The sequence below is a fragment of the Streptomyces sp. G7(2002) genome (assembly GCF_028870195.1).
Taxonomy (GTDB): Bacteria; Actinomycetota; Actinomycetes; order Streptomycetales; family Streptomycetaceae; genus Streptomyces; species Streptomyces nigrescens.
Map to the genome: position 1 here is coordinate 6,506,376 of NZ_CP102609.1, position 25,050 is coordinate 6,531,425.

Consider the following 25,050-nt stretch of genomic DNA (forward strand, 5'->3'; position numbering starts at 1 on the left):
TGCGCGCCCGGCCGTGCCCCCGGATCGCCGCGGCCCCGCCCGGCGGCGGCAACTCCCTGATCGCTCACAGCGAACGCACCCGGGGGAACATCCCCCGGCCCAACGGCATTGAGTGAGTAAAGCTCAACTTGCTTGCCGAAGGGGAGATCATGGCTTCGACGTCCACATCGCTCACTCTGCCCGTGCTGCCCCTCGATGACGAGGTCGTGCTCCCCGGCATGGTGGTGCCTCTGGACCTGTCCGACGCGGACGTACGGGCGGCGGTGGAGGCCGCACAGGCCGCCGCCTCCTCGGGTAACAAACCGCGGGTGCTGCTTGTGCCCCGCATCGACGGGGAGTACGCGGGGATCGGCACGCTCGGGCGGATCGAGCAGGTCGGGCGGCTGTCCGACGGCGATCCCGGCGCGCTGATCCGGGGCCTGGGCCGGGTGCGGATCGGTTCGGGCACCACCGGGCCCGGTGCCGCGCTCTGGGTGGAGGGCACCACCGTCGAGGAGCAGGTCCCCGATCCGCTGCCCGGAGCGGTGGCCGAACTCGTCACGGAATACAAGGCGCTGGCCACCAGCTGGCTGCGCAAGCGCGGCGCCTGGCAGGTCGTCGACCGCGTCCAGCAGATCGAGGACGTGCCGACGCTCGCCGACAACTCCGGCTATTCGCCGTTCCTGACCACCGAACAGAAGGTCCGGCTGCTGGAGACCGTCGACCCGGTCGCACGGCTGAAGTCCGCCACCGAGGCGCTGCGTGAGCACCTCGCCGAGCAGGACGTCGCCGAGTCCATCGCCAAGGACGTCCAGGAAGGCGTCGACAAGCAGCAGCGGGAGTTCCTGCTGCGGCGGCAGCTGGAGGCGGTCCGCAAGGAACTCGCCGGACTCAACGGCGATCCGGAGGACGAGGGCGACGACTACCGCGCCCGGGTCGAGGCCGCCGACCTGCCCGAGGACGTCCGCAAGGCCGCCCTCAAGGAGGTCGACAAGCTGGAGCGGTCCAGCGACCAGAGCCCCGAGGGCTCCTGGATCCGCACCTGGCTGGACACCGTCCTCGAACTGCCGTGGAACGAACGGACCGAGGACGCCTACGACATCGCCGGCGCCAAGGAGGTCCTGGACGCCGACCACGCCGGCCTGGAGGACGTCAAGGAGCGGATCACCGAATACCTGGCCGTCCGCAAGCGGCGGGCCGAGCGGGGCCTCGGTCTCATCGGCGGCCGTCGCGGAGGAGCCGTGCTGGCGCTCGTCGGGCCGCCAGGGGTCGGCAAAACCTCGCTCGGCGAGTCCGTGGCGCGGGCCATGGGCCGCAAGTTCGTCCGGGTCGCGCTCGGCGGTGTCCGGGACGAGGCGGAGATCCGCGGCCACCGCCGTACGTACGTCGGCGCGCTGCCCGGCCGGATCGTCCGGGCCGTCAAGGAGGCCGGGTCGATGAACCCGGTGGTGCTGCTCGACGAGATCGACAAGGTGGGCTCCGACTTCCGGGGCGACCCGGCCGCCGCCCTCCTGGAGGTCCTGGACCCGGCGCAGAACCACACCTTCCGCGACCACTACCTGGAGGTCGAACTCGACCTCAGCGATGTGGTCTTCCTGGCCACCGCCAACGTCCTCGAAGCCATCCCCGAGCCGCTGCTCGACCGTATGGAGCTGGTCCGGCTGGACGGCTACACGGAGGACGAGAAGGTGGTCATCGCCCGGGACCATCTGCTGCCGCGCCAGCTGGAGCGGGCCGGTCTGGAGCCCGGCGAGGTGACCCTGGAGGACGAGACGCTGCGCAAGCTGGCGGGCGAATACACCCGCGAGGCGGGCGTACGGAATCTGGAGCGCACGGTCGCCAGGCTGCTGCGCAAGGTCACCGCACAGCACGAACTGGGGGAGCGGAAGCTGCCGTTCACGGTCGGAGTGGACCAGCTGCGCCCGCTGATCGGGCGGCCGCACCACACCCCCGAGTCGGCCCAGGACCCGGCCGAGCGGCGCACCGCGGTGCCCGGTGTGGTCACCGGCCTCGCGGTCACCGGCGCCGGCGGCGATGTGCTCTATGTGGAGGCCTCACTCGCCGATCCGGAGACCGGCGCGTCCGGGCTCCAGCTGACCGGCCAGCTCGGTGACGTGATGAAGGAGTCCGCGCATATCGCGCTGTCGTTCCTGCGCTCCCACGGCGCGGAACTGGAGCTCCCGGTCGCCGACCTGAAGGAGCGCGGAGTGCATCTGCACGTACCGGCGGGCGCGGTCCCCAAGGACGGGCCGAGCGCGGGCGTGACGATGACGACGGCGCTGGCCTCGCTGCTGTCGGGCCGGCAGGTCCGGCCGGATGTGGCGATGACCGGTGAGGTCTCGCTGACCGGGCGGGTGCTGCCCGTCGGCGGGGTCAAGCAGAAGCTGCTGGCGGCGCACCGGGCCGGCATCGGCACCGTCATCATCCCCCGGCGCAACGAACCGGACCTGGACGATGTGCCGGCCGAGATCCTCGCCTCCCTGGAGGTCCACCCGGTCGCCGATGTCCGCCAGGTGCTGGAGCTGGCGCTGACACCGGCGTCGAACGGGGCGGCGTCTGAGGTCCCGGCCGCGGCGTGAGGACGACGACGGCCGGTCCGGCTCCCGCAGAGGGGCCGGACCGGCCGCCGCGCCGGTCTCGGGGCGCGTCCGCGTGTGCGGAGACGTCCTGGCCGTTCGCCGGGGTGTGCTAGCCGTTCGCCAGCGCCCGGAGCCGGTCCATCGAGCCGTTGAAGCGGTTGTGGTCACCGACCGTCGGGCCGGTGGAGGTGTACTGCCAGATGGTGTGGAAGCCCCAGCCGGCCGGGAGTTCACCGGCCGAGGAGCCGTAGCGCGGGATCCACAGCGGGTTGACGGCGCCGAAGGCGGCGGAGTTGCCGGTGCACTGTTTCCACCAGCTGGTGGAGGTGTAGAGGACGGCGTCCCGGCCGGTACGCGCCTTGTAGGTGGCGAACCAGTCCTTCATCCAGTTGACCAGGCCGGCCGCGCTCAGCCCGTAACAGGTCGCGCCGTAGGGGTTGTACTCCATGTCGAGCGCGCCGGGCAGGGTCTTGCCGTCCTTGGACCAGCCGCCGCCGTGGTCGGCGAAGTACTTGGCCTGGGCGGCGCCGCTGGAGGTGTTGGGGGTGGCGAAGTGGTAGGCGCCGCGGATCATCCCGGCGTTGTAGGAGCCGTTGTACTGCTGCGCGAAGTACGGATTGGTGTAGCTGGTGGACTCCGTCGCCTTGACATAGGCGAAGCGGACGCCGCTGTTCCAGAGGGTCGACCAGGCGACATTGCCGTTGTGGCTGCTGACGTCCACCCCTTCGACGGAGGCGAGCGCGGCGGCCGGCGGTGCGCCGCCGGCCGCCGTGCCCTCGTGCCGGGCGATCTGGGAACCGGCCCAGTCCTGACCGGGGTGGGTGGGTTCCGGTGCGCGCTTCACGGCCGCGGCGCCGGCGGTGCCGGGCAGGCCGAGGAGGAGGGAGACGAGGGTGAGCAGGATCCCGGCCACGGTCGCGAGGGAGCGTGCGGGGCGGTGGGGGGAGCCGGATCTGAGCACGGACATACGTGCCTCCGAAGATCTCGGTGGGGATGACCTGAGGGGGGAGGAGCGGAGAGAGGAGCTGACGGCATGGCGCAGGCGTGCAGAGACACCGATGTGCGAGGTGCATGACACGCGGCGGATACCCGGGCCGCTTGGTATGGCCATGCCAGAAATCACGGTACGCGCGTAGACCGACGTGACAAAAGAGGGTCGCTGGGCTGCCGTTGGTCTAATCCTGCGAAATACTGGCCGAGCTGCGGCTTCGGCCGCCGATGGCGGAAACTTTCAGGTGAGGAAACACGGGAATGGGCGCTGACGTGCACAACACCGGAGCCGACGGGACGACGGCGGACGGCGAGCCGACTGGTGTGGACCACGTATTTCTCGCCCTGGAACGTGAATTGGCGGTATTTCTCCGCCGGGCGCGTGCCTCTTCCGGCGAATTGGCACGAGAGGTGCATCCCGATCTGGAGCCCGCCGCATACGGCCTCCTCGTGCGGCTGGCCGATGCCGGCTCCCAGCGCGCCACCGACCTCGCCGGCTACTTCGGGGTCGGCAAGGCCACGATGAGCCGCCAGCTGCACGCCCTGGAGAAGCTCGGACTCGTCGCCCGCGAACCGGACCCGGCGGACGGCCGCGCGGTCCTGGTGCGCATCACCGACGAGGGCCGCGAGCGCTTCACCCGCGTCCGCACCGGCCGCCGCGCCCGGTACGCCCGCCGCCTCGCCTCCTGGGACCGCGGCGAGGTCGCCGAACTCGCCCGGCTGCTGCACAGGCTGAACGCGGAGCAGGAGGGCGACGAGGCGTAGCGGCCGCCGTTTCACCGGGTTCCGCGTCAGCCCCGCAAGAGCGGCGGGACATCGCGGAAACCCCTGGTCGCAGCCGTGGCGACCGCCGCCGGACCGTACCGCCGCGGGGCCGTTCCCCCGCGACAGGAAAGGAAACCCGCCCGCCGGTGGTTGTCACGGCGCCACAAAAATCACCGCCGCGTCGTCCCGCGCCTTGCCGCGCGCAAACGCCGCGCACGCCGGGTCCGCCGCCTCCGCGGCCCGCACCCGGTCGATCAGCGCCTGGGGACCCTGCCGGGACACCAGGGCCACACAGCCCGCCCAGGAGCCCTCCCGGAAGACCTCGACCCAGCGGCTCGCGCCGTCGCTGAGGGCGGTCAGGGAGCGGAGGCCGGCGCGCGGGGTACTGCCGGTCACCGCGCGGGCGGCCACCGCCGGATCGGCGGCAGCGGTGAAGAAGCCGCCCTCCGCATTGCGCAGCGCCTCGACCGCGCGGCCGTACTCCCGCCCCGCCGCGGCCCGTTCCGCCGAACCGCGGGGCAGCGCCCGTACGGCGGCCCGCAGGTCCCGGACCGCGGGCGGCAGTTCGTCCAGCCGGGAGTCGAGCACCGGATCCACCGAGCCGTCCGCCCGCTCCAGAAGGAGCACCGAATCGGACAGGACGAGGTACTCCACGGTGACCCCGGACCACCGCGCGGCGATCACGGTTGCCTGCGGAGTGCGGACGTGAGAAAGGTCACAGGTGCCCCGGTGGCCGTCAGCTGTCCGGGAGATGGCCGCGGCGAGAGCCTCAGGGAGCGTCATATCCCGGTGTGAAACCGACAGTTCGAGCATTGCGCCACCGAGCCGCGCGGTGAACCACGGCACCCCGTGCGCACATCCGTAGTCCCCTTCCGGCGGTGTCACACCGTCCAGCAGGACCAGAGCTCCGCCCTGACCGGAGGCCGGCAGGGCTACCGATGCGTAGTCCTCGTTTGGGCGTTGGGGATCGCCCGGCTCGGTGGCGAGTGCGATGTGCATAGCCGGAAGTCTGCCGGAGGCGGGGGTCCCGCCCCGGTCGGCGGGGGCCCGCGGCGGCGTCGGCGCCCGGTCGGCCGGGGGGCTTACCGGGAGTACGGGTCAGCGGGCCGGCGGCATGCGGGCGCGCATCCTTCCAGGACCGGGACGCATCTCCAAACCCGTTCGGGGGTTGCTAGGGGTTGCGGCAGAAATCGCGGGTGCGCGGAAGTTGATGGTCAAACTCCGAGTGATGTTCACTCCTTCAGGTGGCCGGGCATGTGTTGCCGAGCCACTGCGCGGCGCCGGTGGAATGGTCGTTGCCCGGATCATTGGGGTGAGGTCAGGACATTCGTCGCGACGCGCAGAGCCGGGCTGTTTCCCTTCGCGGAAGTGTGCGCTGCTGCGGTCCTCGCGCAGGTCCGCTCCGCGAGCGGAGAGCGAGCCGGGTCCGCGACGCCACAGGGCGTGAGCAGGCGAGACAGGAATGCGAGCAGCGGTGCGGAAGATGCGGCTTCGAGGCGGCGCAGGGAAGCCGGGTTCACCGGCCGGTTCGATCCCGGGAACGGGCACGGGCTCGGCTCCTGGTAAGGGCCCGGACACGACGGGCAGTGAGGAGCCCACGGGACGGCGTCCCGCGCGAGTGCGCAACCGGCTGGTCGGGGCGGTGGCCGTGGTGGCCGCCGCCGTCATCGGCGCCGGCGCCCCCGGCCTGGCGGCGACGGCCGACCACGCCAACACCGGCCAGCAACTGGTCGATCTCGCCGAGCTGAACGCCCGCGCCATCGCGCTCGCGCACTCCCTCGCCGATGAACGCGACGCCATGACCGCGTATGCCGCCACCGGACGCGGCAGCCGTACCGCCGCGGGAACGGGCGGCGCCGGAACCGACGGCGCCGCGGCCGCCCGGCCCCAGCGCGCCCGTGTGGACCGGCAGATCGACGAGCTGCGCTCCGAGGCCCAGGACGCCTCGGGCGACACCGCCGTCTACCGGACCGCCGCCAAGCTGCTGGCCGCACTGCCGCAAACCCGTCAAAAGGCGCTGTCGGGGCCCGGATCGGCCGAGCAGACCTATAACGCCTACACCGAGGCCCTCCAGGCACTCGGTGCGATCAGCGACGACATCGCCCGTGGACTGCCGGCCCGCGCGGACTCCGCCGACGCCGACACCCGCGCGCTGCCCGCCCTCGGCCGCGCCGCCGAACAGGCCGCGGGCACCCGTGCCCTGCTGCTCGCCGGGCTCAACGCGGGCGGCAGCCAGCCCCGGCTGACCACCCTCGCCCAGGTCGCCCACCTCCGGGAACAGGGCGCGCTGGGCGACTTCCGGCAGACCGCGAGCCAGGCCGGCCAGGACCGTTACGACCGCACCGTCAACGGCGCGGAGGTCAACACCGCCGAGCGCTATCTGACCCGGCTGACCGACCAGCCCCGGCTGGACGCCCTCGATCTGCGGCTCAGCCGCCAGCGGGTCCAGAGCACCCTCACCACCCGCGTCGGACTGATGCGGGGCGTCGAATCCGCCATGGCCACCGCCGACATCCAGCGGCTCGGCGCGCTGCGCGACGACGAGGTGGCGGAGCTGGAGATCCGCATCGGTCTGGAAGCGCTGTGCCTGCTGCTGGCCGTCGGTGTCGGTGTCTGGGCCGCCCGCTCCCTGACCCAGCCGCTCGCGGCGCTGCGGATCGGCGCCAAGCGGGTGGCCGCGGACCCCGCGCACGAGGAGCCCATCACCTACAAGGGCCGCAACGACGAATTCGCCGCCGCCGTACGGTCCGTCAACGCGCTGCACGCCCAGGTCGGCGAGCTGGCGCGGCGCACCACCGAACTGGAGGGCGAGCGCAAGCGGCTGATCGGCGGCCGGCAGCGGCTGGTCGCCGAGCGCGAGGTGCTCCAGGAGCAGGGCGAGACGCTCAAGGAGGAGATCGCCGATCTCACCGAGCGGCTGGCCGCCCTGCACAACGGTGTGCACGGCCGGTTCGTCAACCTCTCGCTGCGCACCCTCGGTCTCGTGGAGCGCCAGCTCAACGTCATCGAGTCGCTGGAGGAGAGCGAGCAGGACCCGGAGCGGCTGGAAACCCTCTTCAAGCTGGACCACTTCGCCGCGCGGATGCGCCGCAACAGCGAGAACCTCCTCGTCCTCGCGGGCGCGGAACAGCACAGCACCAACCACCAGGGCCCGGTGCCGCTGCTGGATGTGCTGCGCGCCGCGATCAGCGAGATCGAGCGGTACGAGCGGGTGCGCATCCAGTCGCTGCCGCCGCACTCCCAGGTCGCCGGGTTCGCCGCGGACGACCTCAGCCACCTGGTCGCCGAACTCCTGGAGAACGCCACCGCGTTCTCGCCGCCGAACGCCCATGTGGAGCTGTCCGGCTGGCTGCTGGAGAGCGGCGAGGTCATGCTCTCGGTCCAGGACGAGGGCATAGGGATGACCTCGGAGCGGATGGCCGAACTCAACGAGCGGCTGGCGGACGTCGACGCCGCCTCGTCCTCGGAGACCATCGACGAGGCGCTGGGCCTCGGGCTGTACGTCGTGGTGCGGCTGGCCGCCCGGCACGGTGTCCGGGTCCAGCTGCGGGACGCCAAGCAGGGCGGCGTCACCGCCGTCATCGTGCTGCCCGGCTCGATCCTGCCCACCCGCCCGGGTCCGACGGCCTCCTCGGCCACCGCGTCCCGGGAGGTGACGCACACCCCGAGCCTGCCCGGTTCGGTCGCCGAGGCGAACTCCAACGCGCTGCCGGCGCGGGCGTCGCGGGCCGAAGCGGCCGCGGTGGACGGCGCGGCGGCCCCCGCCGCGGTCCCGGCCCAGGACACCCCCCGGGCCGGTGAGCGGCCTGACGCCGTACCGGGCAGCGGCCAGGAGGGCACTGCGGACGCGGACCCGACGCCCGCCGCCGACCCGTTCGTCGCCGCCGCGGAACGCGCGATCGACGCCGCCGGGCTCGGCGCCCCGGCCGAACCGGCACCGGCGCCCGCCGCGCAGCAGCCGTCCGGCCCCACCACGTACGCCGCGTCCGAACCGAGCCCGTACGGCCCGCGGTCGCCCGGCCCGTACGGCGCGACCACCAGCGGCAGCGGTGAGCATGTGCGCCCCGAGGAGGAGCCGCTCCCGGCAGGGGAACCGGCGCCCGCGGACACCGGACGGCATGCCGCCCCGGCCTCCGGGCCCGACACGTCCGACGCGCCCGCGGCCGATCCGTACGCCATCGGTCCGGACCAGCACACGCGCGCCGGGACGGACGCGGCACCCACGGACGCGGCGGCACCGGCCGACGCGTCCCCGGCCGGCACACCGGCCGACCCACAGACCGCTGCCGCCCCGCCCGCGGGGAAGCAGCGGACGACCGAGATGGGGCTGCCCAAGCGCACGCCCAAGGTCGTGGCGCAGCAACAGGCGCCCGCCGCCCCGCGCAAGAGCGGAGCGGCCAACGCCGAGGCGCTGCGGCGCCGGCTCGGCGGTTTTCAGGCGGGGGCGCGAGTCGGCCGACGTGAAGTCGAGGCCGAGATTGCGGGAAGTACAGCGGAGCAGACCATCCCACAGACGGACACCGACGGAGCGGGGGCCCCGGGAGAGAGCCACGTTGTCGAGGAGGCACGCGATTGAATGCGCAAGCGCCCACTGCTTACGGACAAGGCCTGAGCAGCCAGGCACGAAATCTGCACTGGCTGCTGACCAACCTGGTGGACGAGGTGCCAGGTATCCGCTCGGTCGCGGTGGTCTCCTCCGACGGCCTGCTGCTGCTGTCGTCCGACCCCGGCCGGGCGGACGAGGTGGCACAGCCGGGGACTGACGGCCCGCGGGGATCCAGCGCGGATCTGGCCACCATCGTGTCCGGGCTCGGCAGTCTCACCAACGGTGCCGCGAAGCTCATGGACGGCGGGTCGGTCAAGCAGACGATGATCACGATGGACGAGGGCAGCCTGTTCGTCATGTCGATCAGCGACGGTTCGCTGCTCGGTGTGCATGCCACCCCGGACTGCGACATGAACGTCATCGCCTACCACATGGCGCTGTTCGTCGGCCGGGCCGGCCATGTCCTCACCCCCGAACTCCGCAGCGAATTGCGCAAGTCGATGGAGAGCGCCCAGTGAGTAGTAGTCCAAAACTCCCCGTACGTGGGGACCGGAAACCCTCGCGCGTGCGGCCGTACTCGCTCACCGGCGGACGGACACGGTTCGGCCATGTGCTGCTCGTCGAGACGTTCGTGGCCGCGCTGGAGGCGCCCGAGGAGCGCCGCGAGCTCACCTCCGGCGGCTGGGGCGACCGGGTGATGCCGGAGATGCGGGCGATCGTCGAGCTGTGCCGCCGGATGCGCTCGGTCGCGGAGATCTCCGCGCTCCTCAAGATGCCGCTGGGCGTGGTCCGTGTACTGCTCAGCGACCTCGCCGACCAGGGAAAGATTCGCGTCTACGGCACCGGGCACGGCACCGGCCGGCCCGACCGCGCGCTGCTCGAAAGGGTGCTGAGTGGACTTCACAGGCTCTGACACGATATCGGCCGGATCGACGGCGACCGCCGGTTCCGTGGGTCAGGCCGACCCGGCGGCCACGGCCGCCGACGCGGGGCTGCAGAGCTGGCAGACGGACCGTTCGCGGGCACCGATCGCCACCAAGATCGTGGTGGCGGGCGGCTTCGGTGTCGGCAAGACCACGTTCGTCGGATCGGTCTCGGAGATCACCCCGCTCCAGACCGAAGCGGTGATGACGCAGGCCAGCGCCGATACGGACGATCTGACCGCCACCCCGGAGAAGACCACGACCACGGTCGCGATGGACTTCGGGCGGATCACCCTCGACCAGGAACTGGTGCTGTACCTGTTCGGCACGCCCGGACAGCAGCGCTTCTGGTTCATGTGGGACGACCTGGTGCGCGGCGCGATCGGCGCGATCGTGATGGCCGACACCCGCCGCCTGGAGGACTGTTTTCCGGCGCTCGACTACTTCGAGAGCTGCGGACTGCCGTACGTCGTCGCGGTCAACCACTTCGAGGGGACCGAGTCCTTCGCCGTCGAGCACGTCCGCGACGCGCTGACCGTGCCGCCGCAGGTACCCGTAGTGATCATGGATGCGCGGAAGCGGACCACGGTGATCGAGTCGCTGCTCGCACTGGTCGGCCACGCACTGGAGACCGCACCGGAGTAACCGGACCCGTTGGGTCGCGCCCCTCCCCCCCCCCACACTCACCTCCGAAGAACCAGCAGTAATAGAGAAGAGCCCGCCATGCGGAAAATACTCATCGTCGGAGCCGGCCAGTCCGGTCTCCAGCTCGCCCTGGGTCTCCAGTCGCAGGGCTATGAGGTCACCCTCATGTCCAACCGCACCGCCGACGAGATCCGTGCCGGCCGGGTGATGTCGACGCAGTGCATGTTCGACACCGCGCTCCAGCACGAGCGCGACCTCCAGATCAACTTCTGGGAGAGCCAGGCCCCGCGCATCGAGGGCCTCGGCGTCTCGGTCGCCGCGCCCGGCAGCCACGAGTCGCCCGAGGGCTCGCAGCGCGCCATCGACTGGGTCGGCAAGCTGGACGGCTACGCCCAGTCCGTCGACCAGCGGGTGAAGATGGCCGGCTGGATGGAGACCTTCGCACAGCGCGGCGGTCAGCTCGTCATCCATGGCGCGGCCGTCTCCGACCTCGACTTCTTCGCGAGCCGCTACGACCTGACGCTGGTCTCGGCCGGCAAGGGCGAGCTGGTGTCCATGTTCGGCCGGAACCCCGAGCGCTCCCCGTACGACGCCCCGCAGCGCGCACTGGCCGTCGCCTACGTCCACGGTCTGGGCCCGCGCCCCGAGCACCCCGACTACGACGCGGTGCGCTGCAACCTGGTGCCCGGTGTCGGTGAGCTGTTCGTCATGCCGACGTACACGGTCTCCGGCCGCGCCGACATCCTCTTCTGGGAGGGCATACCCGGCGGCCCGCTGGATGTCTTCCAGGGCGTCAAGGACCCCGATGAGCACCTCGCCACGACGCTGGAACTGATGGAGAAGTTCCTGCCCTGGGAGTACGCCCGCGCCACCAAGGTCGAACTGACCGACGCCAACGGCACGCTGGCCGGCCGCTACGCCCCCACCGTGCGCAACCCCGTCGGCACGCTGCCCTCCGGCGGTCTGGTGCTCGGTGTCGCGGATGTCGTGGTCGCCAACGACCCGATCACCGGCCAGGGCTCCAACTCGGCGTCCAAGTGTGCCGCCTCCTACCTCGCCTCCATCGTCGAGCGCGGTGACCGGCCCTTCGACGGGGATTGGATGCGGACCACCTTCGAGCGCTACTGGACCACCGCCCAGCACGTCACCAAGTGGACGAACGCGATGCTGGCGCCGCCGCCGGAGCACATTCTGAACCTCATCGGCGCGGCCGGTCAGCTGCAGCCGGTCGCCGACCGTTTCGCCAACGGGTTCAACGATCCGTCCGACTTCGAGAACTTCTTCTATGAGCCGGAGAAGACGAATGCGTATTTGGGTTCGTTGACCGGCTGAAAACCACCTGCGGTGGGGGCTTTCTTCCCACGTGGGCGGGTGGCACCGCCGTGCTTGGCCCTCCCCACCTTCGGTGGGGAGGGTTGTTTTTTGCGGGATGCCGCCGCGGCGCGGGGTTCGTTGTGGTGGCGGTGGCGGGCCTCCGGGGGTGGTGTGCGGGACTGCTTCGCTTTACGTCCCGCACACCACCCCCTCCGGCCCGCCACCTCATGTGGTTGCCGCGGCTGTCCCTGGTGGGGGAGTGGGGCATATGGGGTGGCGGCCGGTGAGTTTCTGCGGGGCTTCGGTGGTCAGTGGGGCTTTCGCCAGGGCCACTTAGGGCCGGTGGAGGGTTTGCCGGCTGGGTCGTACTCGTACTTCCAGCCGCTGGGGAGGCCCAGGCGGTTCACCCTTGCCGGGATGCGGCGGTAGACGTGGACCGTCGGCGGCCGGTCGTTGTCGTTCGGCACCGGCACCTCGTACGTCTTGGGTGGCTGGCCGGTCATGCCGAGCAGGACGGGCAGGACCCGGCCGTCCAGCGGGCCGCCGACGAAGAGGGTGTTCTCGCTTCTCACGGTCTCAGTGTCACACCGTCCCGGCCCGGCGGCTCAGAGCAGATGCGCGGCGTCGCTCACGACGGGCAGGGTACGGCGGGCCAGATCGCCGGCCGGGCCGTCGGAGGTCTCCAGCTTCAGCGCCGCCCGGGTCACCCGGGCGGTCTGCGGGTCCCCGGCCGCGGTCGCGGTCAGCAGCGCGATGAAGTGGTCGACCAGCCAGTTCCGCAGCTCGTCGAGGGTCGGCTGCTTGTCCTCGTCGAGCCAGATCAGCGAGGCGGCCTCGACCGCGGTGATCCACATCCGGACGGTCATCCGCAGCCGCAGGCCCGGCTCCGGTTCGCCCAGATGCCGCAGGATCTGGTCGGCCGCGGCCCGCCGTACCTCGTCGACGATCGCGGTCGTGCGGGTGGTCTCCACGACGCTGCCGCCCTGGAGCAGGGCGCTGAACCCGGCGTCGTGCTCATCGACGAACGCCAAGTACCGGTCCAGCGCGCGGGACAGCCGCTGGGTGAGCGGCCCGGTGTCCGGCTCGGCGAAGCAGCGCTCCAGGATGTCGGCCGCGCTGCGCAGCGCGGCCTCGTACAACTGCTGCTTGCCGCCGGGGAAGTAGCGGTAGACGAGCGGCCGCGAGACCCCGGCGGCGAGGGCGACATCGTCCAGGGAGACGTCCTCGGGCGCGCGCTGTGCGAACAGGTCCAGCGCGGCGGTGAGCAATTGGCTGCGGCGCTGCTCCACGCTCAGCCTGCGATAGGCGGGTCGGGGTACTGCTGGGGCGGTGCCGCTGCCGTTCATGAACAGCAGCGTAACCGGCCCGGATGTCGGCTCGTACAGGTGCTCGGGGTCTACCGGGTCCATGCCGCCCGCTTCAGGCCAGCAGGCCCGAGCTCCGCCACAACCTGCGGCCCACACCCCGCAGTACGCCGATCTCGTCCAGGAAGTCGGTCAGCCGCCGGGCACCGGACTGCATCACCTCGCGGCGGTGGCCACTGGCCCTGACCTGGGCGACGGCCTCGCGCCGGTCCAGGCCCACCTGCGTGTAGACCGCGGGATTGACGAAGGCGACGGAGAACACCCGGGCCGCCTCACCGGAGCTGATCCGCGTCAACTCCCGCTCCCAGCGCGGCGCGGTGACCATCTGGCGGCGCAGCTCCTCGCGGGCGTAGCGCACGTGCCGGGCCTCCTCGACGACATGGATACGGGTCACTCCGCGCACGATGGTCTGCACCCGCTCGTCCGGGAAGGTCAGCCGCTGCATCCAGTCCAGGATCTCCTCGCCGAGCAGGGTGCAGGCGAACGACCCCGGGGTGGTGGAGACCGTCTTGAGGATGCGGGCGAGATTGTGGTTGAGGCGGGAGACCGGGTACGCCGGCGCGCCGCCCTTCTGGATCATGCGCGCGAACATCTTGGAGTGCCGGCACTCATCGGCGATCTCGGTGAGCGCGTAGCGGACGTGCGCGCTGGTCACCGGCTTGTCGTAGATGTGCCGTACGAGCAGCTGCATCAGGATGATCTCGAACCAGATGCCCAGCGAGGCGAGCGAGGCGGCCTCGTGCCGCGACAGGTCCTGCTGCTGCTCCAGGGACATCTTCCGCCACAGCGGGGTGTCGTAGAGCGAGACCAGCTCCGGCGGCCAGAACCACTTGCCTTCTTCGAGGGGCGCGTCCCAGTCGAGTTCGGTGTCGGGGTCGAAGGAGTGCTTGGCGGAGGAGTCGAGCAGTCGCTCGGCGACCTGCTCGCGGTCCTTGAGCAGACCGAGGGCGTCCCGCAGCACGTCGGTGTCCGTCTCGGTCATTGCGGTGGGCGCGCTCGTCATGGCTGTGGCTACCTCGCTACTGGGGTCGGGGCCGGTCCTACCCGCGGTCAACTCTTATGAGACTGCGCGTCAGCAAGCTCGTCAATCCCCTGCGCACGACTTATTGACCCTTCGGTAAGGAACGTGTGAGCCTGCCAACGACCGCCCATGACAAGGCGTTTGGCGAGCCGAGGAGGCGTCCGTGTCGACCCGAGATCTCTACGTACAGGACCCAGGCGACCCCGTGTGGAAGGTGCCCGCCTCCGGCGCGGCCCGCTTCAGCTGGGACTACGACGACGGCCGCGAACGGCTGCTCGCGCTCTACCAGAAGGGCAAGGACAAGCAGTGGGACGCCAATCTGCGGATCGACTGGGATCTGGAGGTCGACCCCCAGGATCCGCTCGGCACCCCGGATGAGTCCATGTCCCTGTACGGCACCAAGTACTGGGACAAAATGACCGAGAAGGACCGGGGTGAGCTGCGTCAGCACTACACCTCCTGGCAGTTCAGCCAGTTTCTGCACGGTGAGCAGGGCGCGATGGTGTGCGCGGCGCGGATCGTGGAATCCGTGCCGGATCTCGACGCGAAGTTCTACTCCGCCACCCAGACCATGGACGAGGCGCGGCACGCCGAGATATACAGCCGTTTCCTCCAGGAAAAGATCGGGATGCTCTACCCGGTCAACGACAATCTCCAGGCGCTGCTGTCCGACACCCTCAAGGATTCCCGCTGGGACATGCCGTATCTCGGTATGCAGGTCCTGATCGAGGGCCTGGCGCTGGCCGCCTTCGGCATGATCCGCGACACCACCACCAAGCCGCTCCCCAAGCAGATCCTCGCGTATGTCATGCAGGACGAGGCGCGCCACGTCGCCTTCGGACGCATGGCGCTGCGCGACTACTACAAGCAGCTCACCGATGCCGAACTCCGCGAACGCGAGGAATTCGTCATCGAGGGCTGCTATTTGATGCGCGACCGGCTGCGCGGTCTGGAAGTCCTGGAAAACTTCGGCATTCCGCATGAGGAGGCCGCCGAATTCACCGAGCGCTCCGAATTCCTGCATCTCTTCCGCAAGCTGCTGTTCAGCCGCATCGTGCCGTGTGTGAAGGACATCGGCCTGTGGGGCGAACGCCTTCAGCGTGCCTATGTGGACATGGGCGTCTTCGAGATGGGCGACTCCAACCTCGATCTGCTGATGGCCCAGGACGAGGAACTCGCCGAGAAGCTGGACGCGGAGCGCTTCGCGGCCGAGGAGGAGGCCCGTACGGCGGAGGTCGCGGCGGCCATCGCGGAGGGGGCCGAGGGCTGACCTCCGGGGCGGCCGGCCCCGCGCCCGGCCGTCAGGGCGTCCCGCCGGGAAGCTGGGTGGGCAGAAAGCCGAGCACCTGGCGGCCGAGCTCGTCGGCGTCGGCGTACGGCAGGGAGTGGTGCGTGGTCCCCGCGAGGGTCGCGATCCGTACGCTCGCCAGCGTCCGTTCGGCCCGCGCCGCGACCCGGCGCGGATCGTGCGTCCGGCTGTCCCCGGCCAGGAGCAGCAGGGTCGGCACGGCCGCTCCGGCCCGCGCGGCGTCCGGTCGCGGCCCGGTGACCACCTTCGCGGCCCGGAACTCGACGGCGCCCCGGCCCATCAGCCGCACCAGCGCGGGTGCCGGCGGCGCACCCCGGGTCTCCCACTCCAGGAACCGCCGGGTGCTCCGCTCCCCGGGCCGTACGAACAGCGGCAGCGCCCGCAGCAGATACGACGGCCGGAAACCCGCGAAGCACTGGGTCGGATCGAGCAGCACCAGCCGGTTCACCCGCCCCCGGGCTCCTGGGGCGGAACCCCCGCCGGCGGTGTGGACGGCATAACTCAGCGCGAGCCAGCCGCCGTACGAGTGCCCGAGCAGCGCGGCCGACGACAGCCCCAGCCCGCTGAACACGCCGTCGAGCCAGTCGAACAGATCCTCCGGCCGCCGCAGCGCCCGCCCGGTGTGCGCGCTGAGCCCCGGCCCGCCCATCTGGTCCACGGCATGGACCCGGTGCGTACGGGCGAGCGTGGCGGCGAGGGCGTACCAGACGGCCGAGGTGGTGCCGCCGCCGTGCAGCAGCACCAGCGGCGGGCCGTCGGCCGGGCCGCAGACATTGACCCGGGTGCTGCCGAACTCCGACGGCAGATCGAGCCGTTCCACCGGGACCGGCCACAGCGCCATGGCCTGCTCGTAGGCCTCGCGAAAGGCCGCGGTGGGGGTGTGCGCAGGGGTGTCTGCTGTCATGGTGCACCTCCGGAACGGGACGAAGAGACGCACGAGGCCCATGGCTACTGCCTCGCTCGGCAAGTATCTCGCTGAGCGAGGTAATAATGCGGGAGTCCGGAAAGACCGGAAAGAAGGGCGGCGGTGGATGGCGCGGCAGCAAGCGGCGGAGGAACCGGCGGGGGAACCGGGGGAGGAACCGGCGGAGGAATCGGGGGAGCAACTGGCGGAGGAACCGGCGGGGATGGACCTGGTTCATCTGCTGCGGGAGGTGACCCTGCGACTCGATCTCGCGGGAGCGCGGTTCGCCGGACGCAACGGCCTGCACCCCACCGATCTCCGGGCCCTGATCAGCCTGCTGGACGCGGCGCGGGCCGGCGACGAGTCCACCCCCGGCCGGCTCGGCGACCGGCTGGGCCTGAACTCCGCCGGCACCACGGCGCTCATCGACCGCCTGGAGCGGCTGGGTCTGGTCCGCCGGGTCCGCGACACCCGAGACCGGCGCCGCGTCCTGCTGGAGGTCGACGACCGCGCGCTCGCCCTGGGCCAGTCGTTCTTCGGCCCGCTGATCGACCGCACCCTCGCCCTGCTCGCCACCTTCGAGGCCGGCGAACAGGCGGCGGTCCGGCGGTTCCTGAGCGGGGTGCGGGACGCGGTGAGGGAGCAAGGGGCGTAGGGGAGGCCTGGGAGGGGGCGTAGGGGAGGCCTAGGCGGGGGCCTAGGAGGGGGCGTTGGGCCGCCGGCCGCTGAGTGGCACCTCCCGGCACCTCCCCGGAACCCTCAGCGTTTGCCCGACCGCGCCAGCCAGCGGCCCTCGTGCCGGGACACCTCGATAGGACGGCCGAAGCAGGCCGTCATCCGCTCACCGGTCAGCACCTCGTCCACCGGGCCGGATGCCTGCACCCGGCCGTCGCGCAGCAGCAGGGCGTTGCCGATGGCGGGGGACAGCTCCTCCAGGTGATGGGTGACCGTCACGGTCGCCAACTCCGGGCGCCCCACGGCCAGTCGGTGCAGCGCATCGATCAGATCCTCGCGGGACGGCAGATCGAGGGCGTTGAACGGCTCGTCGAGCAGCAGCAGCCGGGGTTCGGCCATCAGCGCCCGGGCGATCAGGATCCTGGCCCGCTGGCCGCCCGAGCACACTCCGAACGGGCGGTCCGCCAGCTCCTTGCAGTCCAGCTCGGTGAGCAGCTCGTGGGCGCGCTCACGGGTGGCCTCGTCGTACTTGCGCCACAGCGGCTGGACGGTGCCGGTCGCGCCGGTCAGCACGACCGTGTGCCCCGTCGCGTCCTGCGGCACCTTTTGCGCGCCGGAGACCAGCCCGATGACGGCGCGCAGCTCGCGGACGTCCACCGAGCCGAGGCGGTGGCCGAGCACCTCGACGGTGCCGACGGTGGGGAACATCAGCGCGCCGACGAGACGCAGCAGGGTGGTCTTGCCGGCGCCGTTCGCACCGAGCAGCGCCCAGTGCTCACCGGACCGTACGGTCCAGCCGATCGCGTCGAGGATGACCTGCCCGGTGGTGTAGCGGCGGACGCCGACACCCTCCAGGGCGGCGATCACACGGGCGGCTTCGGGAGCCGGATGAGGTGCGGTCCGTCCGGACGACGGTGCGGACTGTGCGGGCTCCCGAGGCGGCGAAGGCCGCGAAGGCTGCGAAGGCTGCGAAGGCTGCGTAGGGCTCATCGCCGCAGATTAGCTGCGTAGGGCATCTTTCTGTGTGGGTGTCCGCGGTGCGGACCCGGCGGACGAGCGCGGCCGGCCGGGGTCGGGCGGGGTCGGGCGGATGAGCGCGGCGGGCTCCGGCGCACGAGCGCGCGGGCCGGGCCCGGCAGGCGAGTGCGGCGGGCCCGTCCCCGGCGGACGAGCCCGCGCGGGCCGGGCCCCGGCGGCTGTTACGGCTCGGACAGTCCCAACAGCGCCCGCACCCGGGCGTACTTCGCCGTCAGCCGCTCCCGCGTCGGCGCGTCCAGTACGGCCAGCCGGTCCGGATCGGCGTTGTGCGCGAGATCGGATTCCTTGACCAACAGCGCCCCCGGCGTGGCCAGAATGCGCGCCGTGTACGCCTCGACCGGTTCGTCCGCCCGCTTGGTGACGGCCAGGACCATCGCCTTGACCGCCCCGCTCAGCGCCGCACCTGCCAGCCACTCCTCGCTCAGCGCCCCGTCCTCGACCGCGTCGTGCAGCCAGGCCGCGGCGATCTGCTCGTCACTGCCGCCCCGCTCGCGCACGCCCGACGCGACCGCCGCCAGATGCTCGGCATACGGGCGGCCCGCCTTGTCGGTCTGCCCCGAGTGCACGCGCCGGGCCAGCGCCTCCACTTCGGCCAGGGACAGCAGCGGGGGCGGGGCGGGTTCCATGGGCGGGATCGCGTCAGCCATACGGCCATTGTGACGCGGGGGCGGCCCTGGTGACGTTCGGCGGACCGTGGTGACGCGGGGGCGGTCCTGGTGACGTTCGGCGGACCGTGGTGATGCGCAAGCGGCCGGAGTCCCAGGAGCCGGGAGGGGCGTCAGCGCGCAAGGGCCTCAGCGCACCGCCTCCGCCATCACCGCCCGCGCGATCGGCGCCGCGCTCCCCCCGCCGCTGATGTCCGCACGGTCGGCGGCCGCGTCCTCGACCACCACGGCCACCGCCACGGCCGGCTCATAGCTGTCCTTCGCCCTCGCCCAGGAGATGAACCAGGCGTACGGCGTCCCCTCGTTGCGCACACCGTGCTGCGCGGTGCCGGTCTTGCCGCCGACCGTGACGCCCTTGATGGCGGCCCGTCTGCCGCTGCCGTGCGCGACGACGTCGATCATCATCTCCTGCAGCTGCTGCGCGGTGACCGGCCCCATCACCTGGCGCGTGGGACGGGGCGGACCGGCCGCGATCACGACACCCCTGGCATCGGTCACCTTGTCGACGAGCGACGGCGGCGCCAGCCGGCCCCCGTTGGCGACCGTCGCCGAGACCATCGCCATCTGGAGCGGCGTGGCGGCGGTGTCGTACTGCCCGATGGCGGACAGCGCGACCTGGGAGGCATCCATCCGGGTATCGAAGTTGCTCGGCGCGACCGGCGAGGGGATGCGCAGCCGAGGGTCGTTGAAGCCGAACCGCCGGGCCATGGCGGCCATGTCCCGCAGCCCGATCCGGGCACCCAGCCGCGCGAAGACGGAGTTGCAGGAGGCCCGGAAGGCGTCCTTGAGCGGGGCGTCCTCGCAGCCCTCCGCGTCATTGCCGAGCAGGGTGGCGGTGCCGGGCAGGGGGTAGGGATCGGGCGAGTCCGTAGGGGCCTCGATATCGGTGACCTTGCCGCTCTCCAGCGCGGCCGCCGCGGTGACGACCTTGAAGGTGGAGCCGGGCGGATAGGTCTGCTGCAGCGCCCGGTTGAGCATCGGCCGCGGCCCGGCACGGTTCAGCCGGTGCCAGGCCGCGCTGACCGCGGCGTCGTTGCCGGACAGCTCACCCGGGTCGTACGAGGGCGTGCTCACCAGCGCCAGGACCCTCCCCGTACGCGGCTCGATCGCGGCCACCGCGCCCTTCTTGCCCCCCAGCCCGTCGAACGCGGCGCGCTGCATCCGGGGGTTGACGGTGGTGTGGACGCTGCCGCCCGGACGGTGGGTGCGGGTCAGCTGGTCCCACCAGGGGAAGGTGGCGAGCCGGTCGTCAAAGCCGGCGAGGACGCCGTCCTCGGCGCTCTCCAGCAGCGAGGTGCCGTAGATCTGCGAGGAGTAGCCGGTGACCGGCGCATAGAGCGGTCCCTCGGTGTACGTGCGCTCGTAGCGCAGCCGCCCGCCGCTGTCCCGGGAACCGGTGACCGGCCGGCCCGCGACGAGCACGGCGCCGCGCGGCTGCTCGTAACGGGCGATCGGCCCCCGGCGGTTGGCCGGGTTGGCGCCGTAGCTCTCCGTCTCGACGACCTGCACCCGCGCGGCGTTGACCAGCAGCGCAACGAGGAGAAGGAAGGAGAACGCCGCGGTGTGCCGAATACAGCGGATCAACGGCCGGCCTCCGGGGAGGGGGCGTCATCGGCGACGGCCGGCGGCGGGGCTGCCGGGGGCCGGTCCTGAGCCTGGGGGCGGGCCTTCGACTGGGTCTGGGCGTGCGCCTGCGTGTGCGACTGCGTCTGCCCCTGCCTCTGCCCCTGCCCCCGCCCCTGCCCCTGCGACTGTGTCTGTCCCTGCGCCTGTGTCGGGGCTTGCCCCTGTCTCCCGGCCTGGGACCGCGTCTGGCCCTGGGATCGCGTCTGGCCCTGGGATCGCGTCTGGTCCGAGGACCGCATCTGGTCCTGGGACCGCGTCGGCTTCAGAAACCCCACCACCCAGCTCCCCGCCCCGAACCGTGCCTCCCTTCCGGCCTCATGTGCCCCGTGGCCCCTCGCCGGGCTCGCCGTCGGGCCCCCCGGAGGGCTCCCCGAAGCGCTGCCCGACGAGGCGACTGACGAGGTGCCCGACGAGGCGACCGCCCCCGCCCCGGCACGGCTGCCCGTACGCCCCCCCACACCGCTCCCTGTACCGCGGCTCCCCGTGCCGCCCCCTGTCCCACTCCCCGTGCCGCCGATCCCTTCCGGCCGTGGCGTCCGCGCCCGGTCGCTGATCCGCAGAAGCAGCGCGATGATGATCCAGTTCGTGACGACGGACGACCCGCCCTGCGCGAGAAACGGCATCGCCATCCCCGTCAGCGGAATCAGTCCCGTCACCCCGCCCGCGATGACGAAGACCTGAAGGGCGGGCAGCACCGCCAGCCCCACGGCCAGCAGGCTGCCGAACGGGTCCCGCAGACCGAGCGCGGCCCGGTAGCCGCGGGCCACCAGCAGCGCGTACAGCAGGAAGAGCGCGGTCAGCCCGGCCAGCCCGAGTTCCTCGCCGAAGGTCGCCAGGATGAAGTCGGACTTCATGGCGAAGCCGATCAGAGAGGAGTGGCCCTGGCCGAGGCCGGTGCCGAGCATCCCGCCGGCGGCGAACGCGAACAGCGACTGGGCGAGCTGCCCGGGCCCCCGGCCCGCCGCGATACCGGCGAACGGATGCTGCCAGTCCTCGACCCGGCTGTGCACATGCGGCTCCAGCGTGCCGACGGCGGCCGCCCCGACGCCCGCCAGGACCAGCCCGACCGCGATCCAGCCGATGCGCCCGGTGGCCACGTACAACAGGACGACGAAGATGGCGAAGAAGAGGAGCGAGGTGCCCAGATCACGCTCCAGGACCAGCACCGCGACGCTGATCAGCCAGATCGCCACGATCGGTCCCAGCACCCGGCCGGTGGGGAGCCGGAGCCGCCCCACCCGGCGTCCCGTGTGGGCCAGCGCGCTGCGGTTGGCGGCAAGATAGGCCGCGAAGAAGACGGTGATCAAAACCTTGGCGAACTCGCCCGGCTGAATGGAAAATCCGGCGATACGGATCCAGATCTTCGCCCCGTTGATGGCGGGGAAAAGAATCGGCGCCGCCATCAGCAGCAGCGCGAGCGCCGCACAGACATAGGCGTACCGCTGCAGCATGCGGTGGTCGCGCAGCAGCACCACCACCGTGATGAAGAGCCCGACGCCGACCGTCGACCACATCAGCTGGGTGGGCGCGGCATGGTCGGCCGGGGTCTCCAGATCGAGCCGGAAGATCAGCACCAGCCCGAGCCCGTTGAGCAGCACGGCGGTGGGCAGCAGCAGCGGATCGGCGTACGGGGCGCGAAAGCGGACGGCGAGATGCGCGAGCAGCGCGAGTGCGCCGAGCCCGGCCCCGTACCGGACCGCGCCGCCCGGCAGCGCATGCCCTTTGGCCAGCCCCACGACCACATATCCGCAGACGCTGATCAGGACCGCGCCTACGAGGAGGGCCAGTTCGATGCCCCGTCGCTTGGGCAGCAGCGGCAAGGGTGGGGGAGTGTCCGCCGGGCGTGCGGCCGCCGTCCTTGCCATTGCCGTCATGCCTGGCAACGTAGCAAGCGGCGACCGTTATTTCCGTTATGCCGGATGCGACGTTCGGGGCGTACGTGCCCCCGCATGCCGGTTCCGCCTCAGGTGGCCCCGCCTCAGCACCACCGAGGGTCCTCCCCGTCGTTCACGATGTCGCGCGTCGAGGACCAGACGTACGAGGCATCGCTGAGCCTGAACCAGACCGGGTTGCCCTCGACGCGCTGCCCGTTGACCCGGCAGGTGATCCCCACCACGGCCCCGTACTCCTTCATGCCGATCGCGCTGTACTCGGTGCTCGGCCCGGTACGCAGCACCAGGCCCTCCTTGGCGACGACCCGGCCCTCGTACTCGACGAGCTCGTCGTCCTCGCCGTCGTCGGCCGCCAGGGCAGGGCCGGCTGCGAGGACCCCGGCCAGCGCACCGGTCAGAAAGCAAAGGGCGAACGTGCCGAACTTGCCGGACTTCGACTTCGGAAACATGCGCTTCCTCCTGCGAAGGGGAGAGTCCCAGGGGAGTCCCTGTGGGGTGAATCGAGCGGAGTTGCCGGGCGTCACTGGACGGACGGGCCGGGGCCGAAGCCCCGCCGGTGCGGTGCCTGGCGCACCCTTCCCCGGCTGCGAGTGCGGCTTCCCTCTGCCGCGCGCCGCCCTCTCACGCCGCGCTCGCCGTGCCGCCTACCTCGCTCCCCTCTCACGCTAAGGAGGCCGCGGAGAGTCCGCAACTCATCACGCTCTGTAGTGGGGGGTGAGGTGGGGGTCGGGGATTGGGGTCGGGCCCGCGTCGGAATCCCGGCCGGAGCCGGGGCCGGGGTCGGAGTCGGATCTGGGCCCGAGGTCGGGGCCGGAGTCGACGGGGTGCCACCATGAGGCCCGCAGCGCCCCGACGCCCCGACGTCCCGACGCCCCAACGTCCCGCCCGAGGCCCACGGAGGCTCGCCGCCCCGCCGCCTTAACTCATCCTCCCCAAAGTGCCGTTCACCTCCCCGCGCGGCACCCCGCGCGGCACCCCGAGCGCCCGCCCACCGCACCCACCATCGAGCGACAACCCCACAAGGCCCGCCCCCCGCCGCAAGGGCAAGCGGCTGTACGGCATAAATGGCGACGGTGCCGGCCTACTGGGAGCGCCAGTTCGCCGTCATGCGGGGAAGTGCGCGAGGGCGGCGGGCGCGTGGAGCGGTGGGGGCATGTCTAAGGGAAGTGTCAGGGATGAACCAGGGGTCCCCCAGGGGCATCCCGGGTTGTTCCGTGAACGCGGACAATGGCACTTTGTAAACTCGTCCAGACCGAATAGAAGAAGAAGGCCGAGGCCGAGCTCGTCACGCTGATGCGGACGACCGAAGACTCCGGTCGATGGCATGGACCTGTGCCATGACCACCGTAAGCGAGGGGCTATGGCGTACGTCACACCCGTGCACGCCGAGTGGAGGTTCCGTGCTGCACCGGCCGTCTTGGGCCGCCGAGCGCGGGTGACCGTCCCCCTCGACGAAAGGCAGTATTAGCGTCATGACGACTCTCCGTTCCCGGATCATCGCCTGGGCCGGCCGTATGTATCTGGCGAGAACACAGAAGAAAGGCTTCGACCTGTCTCGAATGTCTTTCTTGCCCGAGTCCGTCCTGATGCCATTGCGGCGCGACGGCCTCAACCCTGTGGGCGATTTGGCGGCCGTCCGGGAGCGGGAGCCCGTCAGCAAGCTTCCCGTGCCGATAGCTGCCAACGTCTGGCTGGTCACCGGCTACGACGAGGTCAAGGCGGTGCTGGGAAAGGCCAATGCCTTCAGCTCGGACTTCACCAACCTCGTCGGCAAGGCCGGCGCCGGTGCCGAACAGAATCCCGGCGGACTCGGATTCGCCGACCCGCCCGTGCACACCCGTCTCCGCCGGCTCCTGACCCCCGAATTCACCATGCGGCGCCTCGGGCGGCTCACGCCCCGCATCCATGAGATCGTCGAGGAACGCCTCGACGCGATGGAAAAGGCGGGCAAAGACGGTGACCCGGTGGACATCGTCCACTCATTCGCCCTCCCCATCCCCTCCCTCGTCATTTGCGAACTCCTCGGCGTCCCCTACGAGGACCGCGCCGACTTCGAACGACTCAGCGCCGCCCGCTTCGACCTTTTCAGCGGAGCAAACGCCTCCTTCGGCGCCATATCCGAATCGCTTTCCTATTTCCGGGACATCGTCAAGAAGCAGCGCGAAAACCCGGGCGACGGCCTGCTCGGCATGATCGTGAAGGAACACGGCGACTCGGTCAGCGACGAAGAACTGGCAGGTCTCGCCGACGGTGTCCTCACCGGCGGCTTCGAGACCACCGCCAGCATGCTGGCGCTCGGCGCCCTGGTTCTCCTCCAGGACCCGAAGCACTTCGCGGCCCTTCACGACGGCGATGACGTCGTCGACAGCTACGTCGAGGAACTCCTCCGTTACTTGACCGTCGTACAGGTGGCCTTCCCGCGCTTCGCCCGCGAGGACCTGGAAATCGGCGGCGTCCAGATCGCCTCCGGAGATGTGGTGCTGTGCTCACTGAGCGGTGCGGACCGGGACGGCAAACTGGGCCCGGAAATGGAACAGTTCGACCCCACCCGCAATGTCCCCTCCCATCTCGCCTTCGGCTACGGAATTCACCGCTGCGTAGGCGCGGAACTGGCCCGCATGGAACTCCGCGCCGCCTACCCCGCTTTGGTGCGCCGCTTCCCGAACATGCGCCTCGCCGCCAATCCGGAGGACCTGGAATTCCGCAAGCTCTCCATCGTCTACGGAATCGAATCCCTGCCGGTACGCCTGAACGGCTGACCCCACACCGGCTCCGCGTCCCCCACTGACCGGGCACTTGGCCGAGCGGCTTGGTG

Annotated in this window: 20 protein-coding genes and 1 pseudogene; 10 read left to right on the forward strand and 11 right to left on the reverse strand. The window is 71.3% G+C overall.

What is annotated here, in order from left to right; genetic code table 11:
- Window positions 1-149: 149 nt before the first annotated feature.
- Entirely contained in the window at window positions 150-2,558 is a 2,409-nt protein-coding gene (gene lon / locus NUT86_RS27825; protein ID WP_274738142.1) for an endopeptidase La, read from the forward strand.
- Between the two features lie 109 nt (window positions 2,559-2,667).
- Here lon and NUT86_RS27830 read toward each other — a convergent pair whose 3' ends face one another.
- Entirely contained in the window at window positions 2,668-3,525 is an 858-nt protein-coding gene (locus NUT86_RS27830) for a lysozyme (RefSeq protein ID WP_159486179.1), read from the reverse strand.
- A gap of 284 nt (window positions 3,526-3,809) precedes the next feature.
- On the opposite strand from NUT86_RS27830, the gene NUT86_RS27835 reads away from it, so the two are divergent.
- On the forward strand, window positions 3,810-4,313 hold the full coding sequence (locus NUT86_RS27835) for a MarR family winged helix-turn-helix transcriptional regulator (RefSeq protein ID WP_018087446.1): 504 nt from the start codon (window positions 3,810-3,812) through the stop codon (window positions 4,311-4,313).
- Between the two features lie 153 nt (window positions 4,314-4,466).
- On the opposite strand, the gene NUT86_RS27840 is transcribed toward NUT86_RS27835, so the two are convergent.
- The gene (locus NUT86_RS27840; RefSeq protein ID WP_274738144.1) at window positions 4,467-5,312 is read right to left on the reverse strand and encodes a hypothetical protein; all 846 of its coding nucleotides are present in this window, start codon (window positions 5,310-5,312) and stop codon (window positions 4,467-4,469) included.
- A 619-nt stretch (window positions 5,313-5,931) separates the two neighbouring features.
- Here NUT86_RS27840 and NUT86_RS27845 point away from each other — a divergent pair.
- The 5 genes from NUT86_RS27845 to NUT86_RS27865 all read left to right on the forward strand — a co-directional run bounded on the left by NUT86_RS27845 (window position 5,932) and on the right by NUT86_RS27865 (window position 11,759).
- Window positions 5,932-8,889 (forward strand): sensor histidine kinase, encoded by a 2,958-nt coding sequence (locus NUT86_RS27845; protein WP_274738146.1) that lies wholly within the window; start codon window positions 5,932-5,934, stop codon window positions 8,887-8,889.
- Window positions 8,886-9,377, forward strand: a complete 492-nt coding sequence (locus tag NUT86_RS27850) for a roadblock/LC7 domain-containing protein (protein WP_266450226.1) — start codon at window positions 8,886-8,888, stop codon at window positions 9,375-9,377. Before NUT86_RS27845 ends, NUT86_RS27850 begins: the two co-directional genes overlap by 4 nt.
- Complete coding sequence (locus NUT86_RS27855; RefSeq protein ID WP_026169253.1) at window positions 9,374-9,772, forward strand: DUF742 domain-containing protein; 399 nt, start codon at window positions 9,374-9,376, stop codon at window positions 9,770-9,772. The genes NUT86_RS27850 and NUT86_RS27855 overlap by 4 nt, the downstream gene beginning before the upstream one ends.
- A 37-nt stretch (window positions 9,773-9,809) precedes the next feature.
- Window positions 9,810-10,427, forward strand: coding sequence for a GTP-binding protein (locus NUT86_RS27860; protein ID WP_018087441.1), 618 nt, complete (start codon window positions 9,810-9,812; stop codon window positions 10,425-10,427).
- A gap of 78 nt (window positions 10,428-10,505) precedes the next feature.
- On the forward strand, window positions 10,506-11,759 hold the full coding sequence (locus NUT86_RS27865) for a styrene monooxygenase/indole monooxygenase family protein (RefSeq protein WP_159486173.1): 1,254 nt from the start codon (window positions 10,506-10,508) through the stop codon (window positions 11,757-11,759).
- Window positions 11,760-12,049: 290 nt separating this feature from the next.
- On the opposite strand, the gene NUT86_RS27870 is transcribed toward NUT86_RS27865, so the two are convergent.
- The 3 genes from NUT86_RS27870 to NUT86_RS27880 form a co-directional block, all read right to left on the reverse strand.
- Complete coding sequence (locus NUT86_RS27870; protein WP_266450294.1) at window positions 12,050-12,313, reverse strand: hypothetical protein; 264 nt, start codon at window positions 12,311-12,313, stop codon at window positions 12,050-12,052.
- 33 nt (window positions 12,314-12,346) lie between these two features.
- Entirely contained in the window at window positions 12,347-13,087 is a 741-nt protein-coding gene (locus NUT86_RS27875) for a TetR/AcrR family transcriptional regulator (RefSeq protein WP_051104009.1), read from the reverse strand.
- A gap of 73 nt (window positions 13,088-13,160) precedes the next feature.
- Window positions 13,161-14,108 (reverse strand): AurF N-oxygenase family protein, encoded by a 948-nt coding sequence (locus NUT86_RS27880; protein WP_148588646.1) that lies wholly within the window; start codon window positions 14,106-14,108, stop codon window positions 13,161-13,163.
- A 181-nt stretch (window positions 14,109-14,289) separates the two neighbouring features.
- Between NUT86_RS27880 and NUT86_RS27885 the strand changes: the two genes are divergently transcribed.
- Complete coding sequence (locus tag NUT86_RS27885; protein ID WP_274738151.1) at window positions 14,290-15,396, forward strand: ferritin-like domain-containing protein; 1,107 nt, start codon at window positions 14,290-14,292, stop codon at window positions 15,394-15,396.
- Between the two features lie 31 nt (window positions 15,397-15,427).
- On the opposite strand, the gene NUT86_RS27890 is transcribed toward NUT86_RS27885, so the two are convergent.
- Window positions 15,428-16,339 (reverse strand): alpha/beta fold hydrolase, encoded by a 912-nt coding sequence (locus NUT86_RS27890; RefSeq protein WP_274738153.1) that lies wholly within the window; start codon window positions 16,337-16,339, stop codon window positions 15,428-15,430.
- Window positions 16,340-16,466: 127 nt separating this feature from the next.
- Here NUT86_RS27890 and NUT86_RS27895 point away from each other — a divergent pair, with 127 nt between their 5' ends.
- Window positions 16,467-16,994 (forward strand): MarR family transcriptional regulator, encoded by a 528-nt coding sequence (locus tag NUT86_RS27895; RefSeq protein ID WP_274738154.1) that lies wholly within the window; start codon window positions 16,467-16,469, stop codon window positions 16,992-16,994.
- Window positions 16,995-17,098: 104 nt separating this feature from the next.
- Here NUT86_RS27895 and NUT86_RS27900 read toward each other — a convergent pair whose 3' ends face one another.
- The 5 genes and pseudogenes from NUT86_RS27900 to NUT86_RS27920 form a co-directional block, all read right to left on the reverse strand.
- Window positions 17,099-17,881 (reverse strand): ABC transporter ATP-binding protein, encoded by a 783-nt coding sequence (locus tag NUT86_RS27900; RefSeq protein WP_266450302.1) that lies wholly within the window; start codon window positions 17,879-17,881, stop codon window positions 17,099-17,101.
- Between the two features lie 332 nt (window positions 17,882-18,213).
- On the reverse strand, window positions 18,214-18,699 hold the full coding sequence (locus NUT86_RS27905) for an HD domain-containing protein (protein WP_234017460.1): 486 nt from the start codon (window positions 18,697-18,699) through the stop codon (window positions 18,214-18,216).
- 147 nt (window positions 18,700-18,846) lie between these two features.
- A complete protein-coding gene (locus tag NUT86_RS27910) occupies window positions 18,847-20,301 on the reverse strand; it encodes a penicillin-binding transpeptidase domain-containing protein (protein ID WP_274738157.1) in 1,455 nt (484 codons plus the stop codon).
- Between the two features lie 557 nt (window positions 20,302-20,858).
- Window positions 20,859-22,208, reverse strand: a pseudogene (locus NUT86_RS27915) (FtsW/RodA/SpoVE family cell cycle protein); the annotation flags it as partial.
- 113 nt (window positions 22,209-22,321) lie between these two features.
- A complete protein-coding gene (locus tag NUT86_RS27920) occupies window positions 22,322-22,684 on the reverse strand; it encodes a hypothetical protein (protein WP_018087429.1) in 363 nt (120 codons plus the stop codon).
- Between the two features lie 1,023 nt (window positions 22,685-23,707).
- Here NUT86_RS27920 and NUT86_RS27925 point away from each other — a divergent pair.
- Window positions 23,708-24,994: a cytochrome P450 gene (locus NUT86_RS27925; RefSeq protein WP_037740453.1), complete on the forward strand. Its 1,287-nt coding sequence runs from the start codon at window positions 23,708-23,710 to the stop codon at window positions 24,992-24,994.
- The last annotated feature ends 56 nt before the right edge of the window (window positions 24,995-25,050 follow it).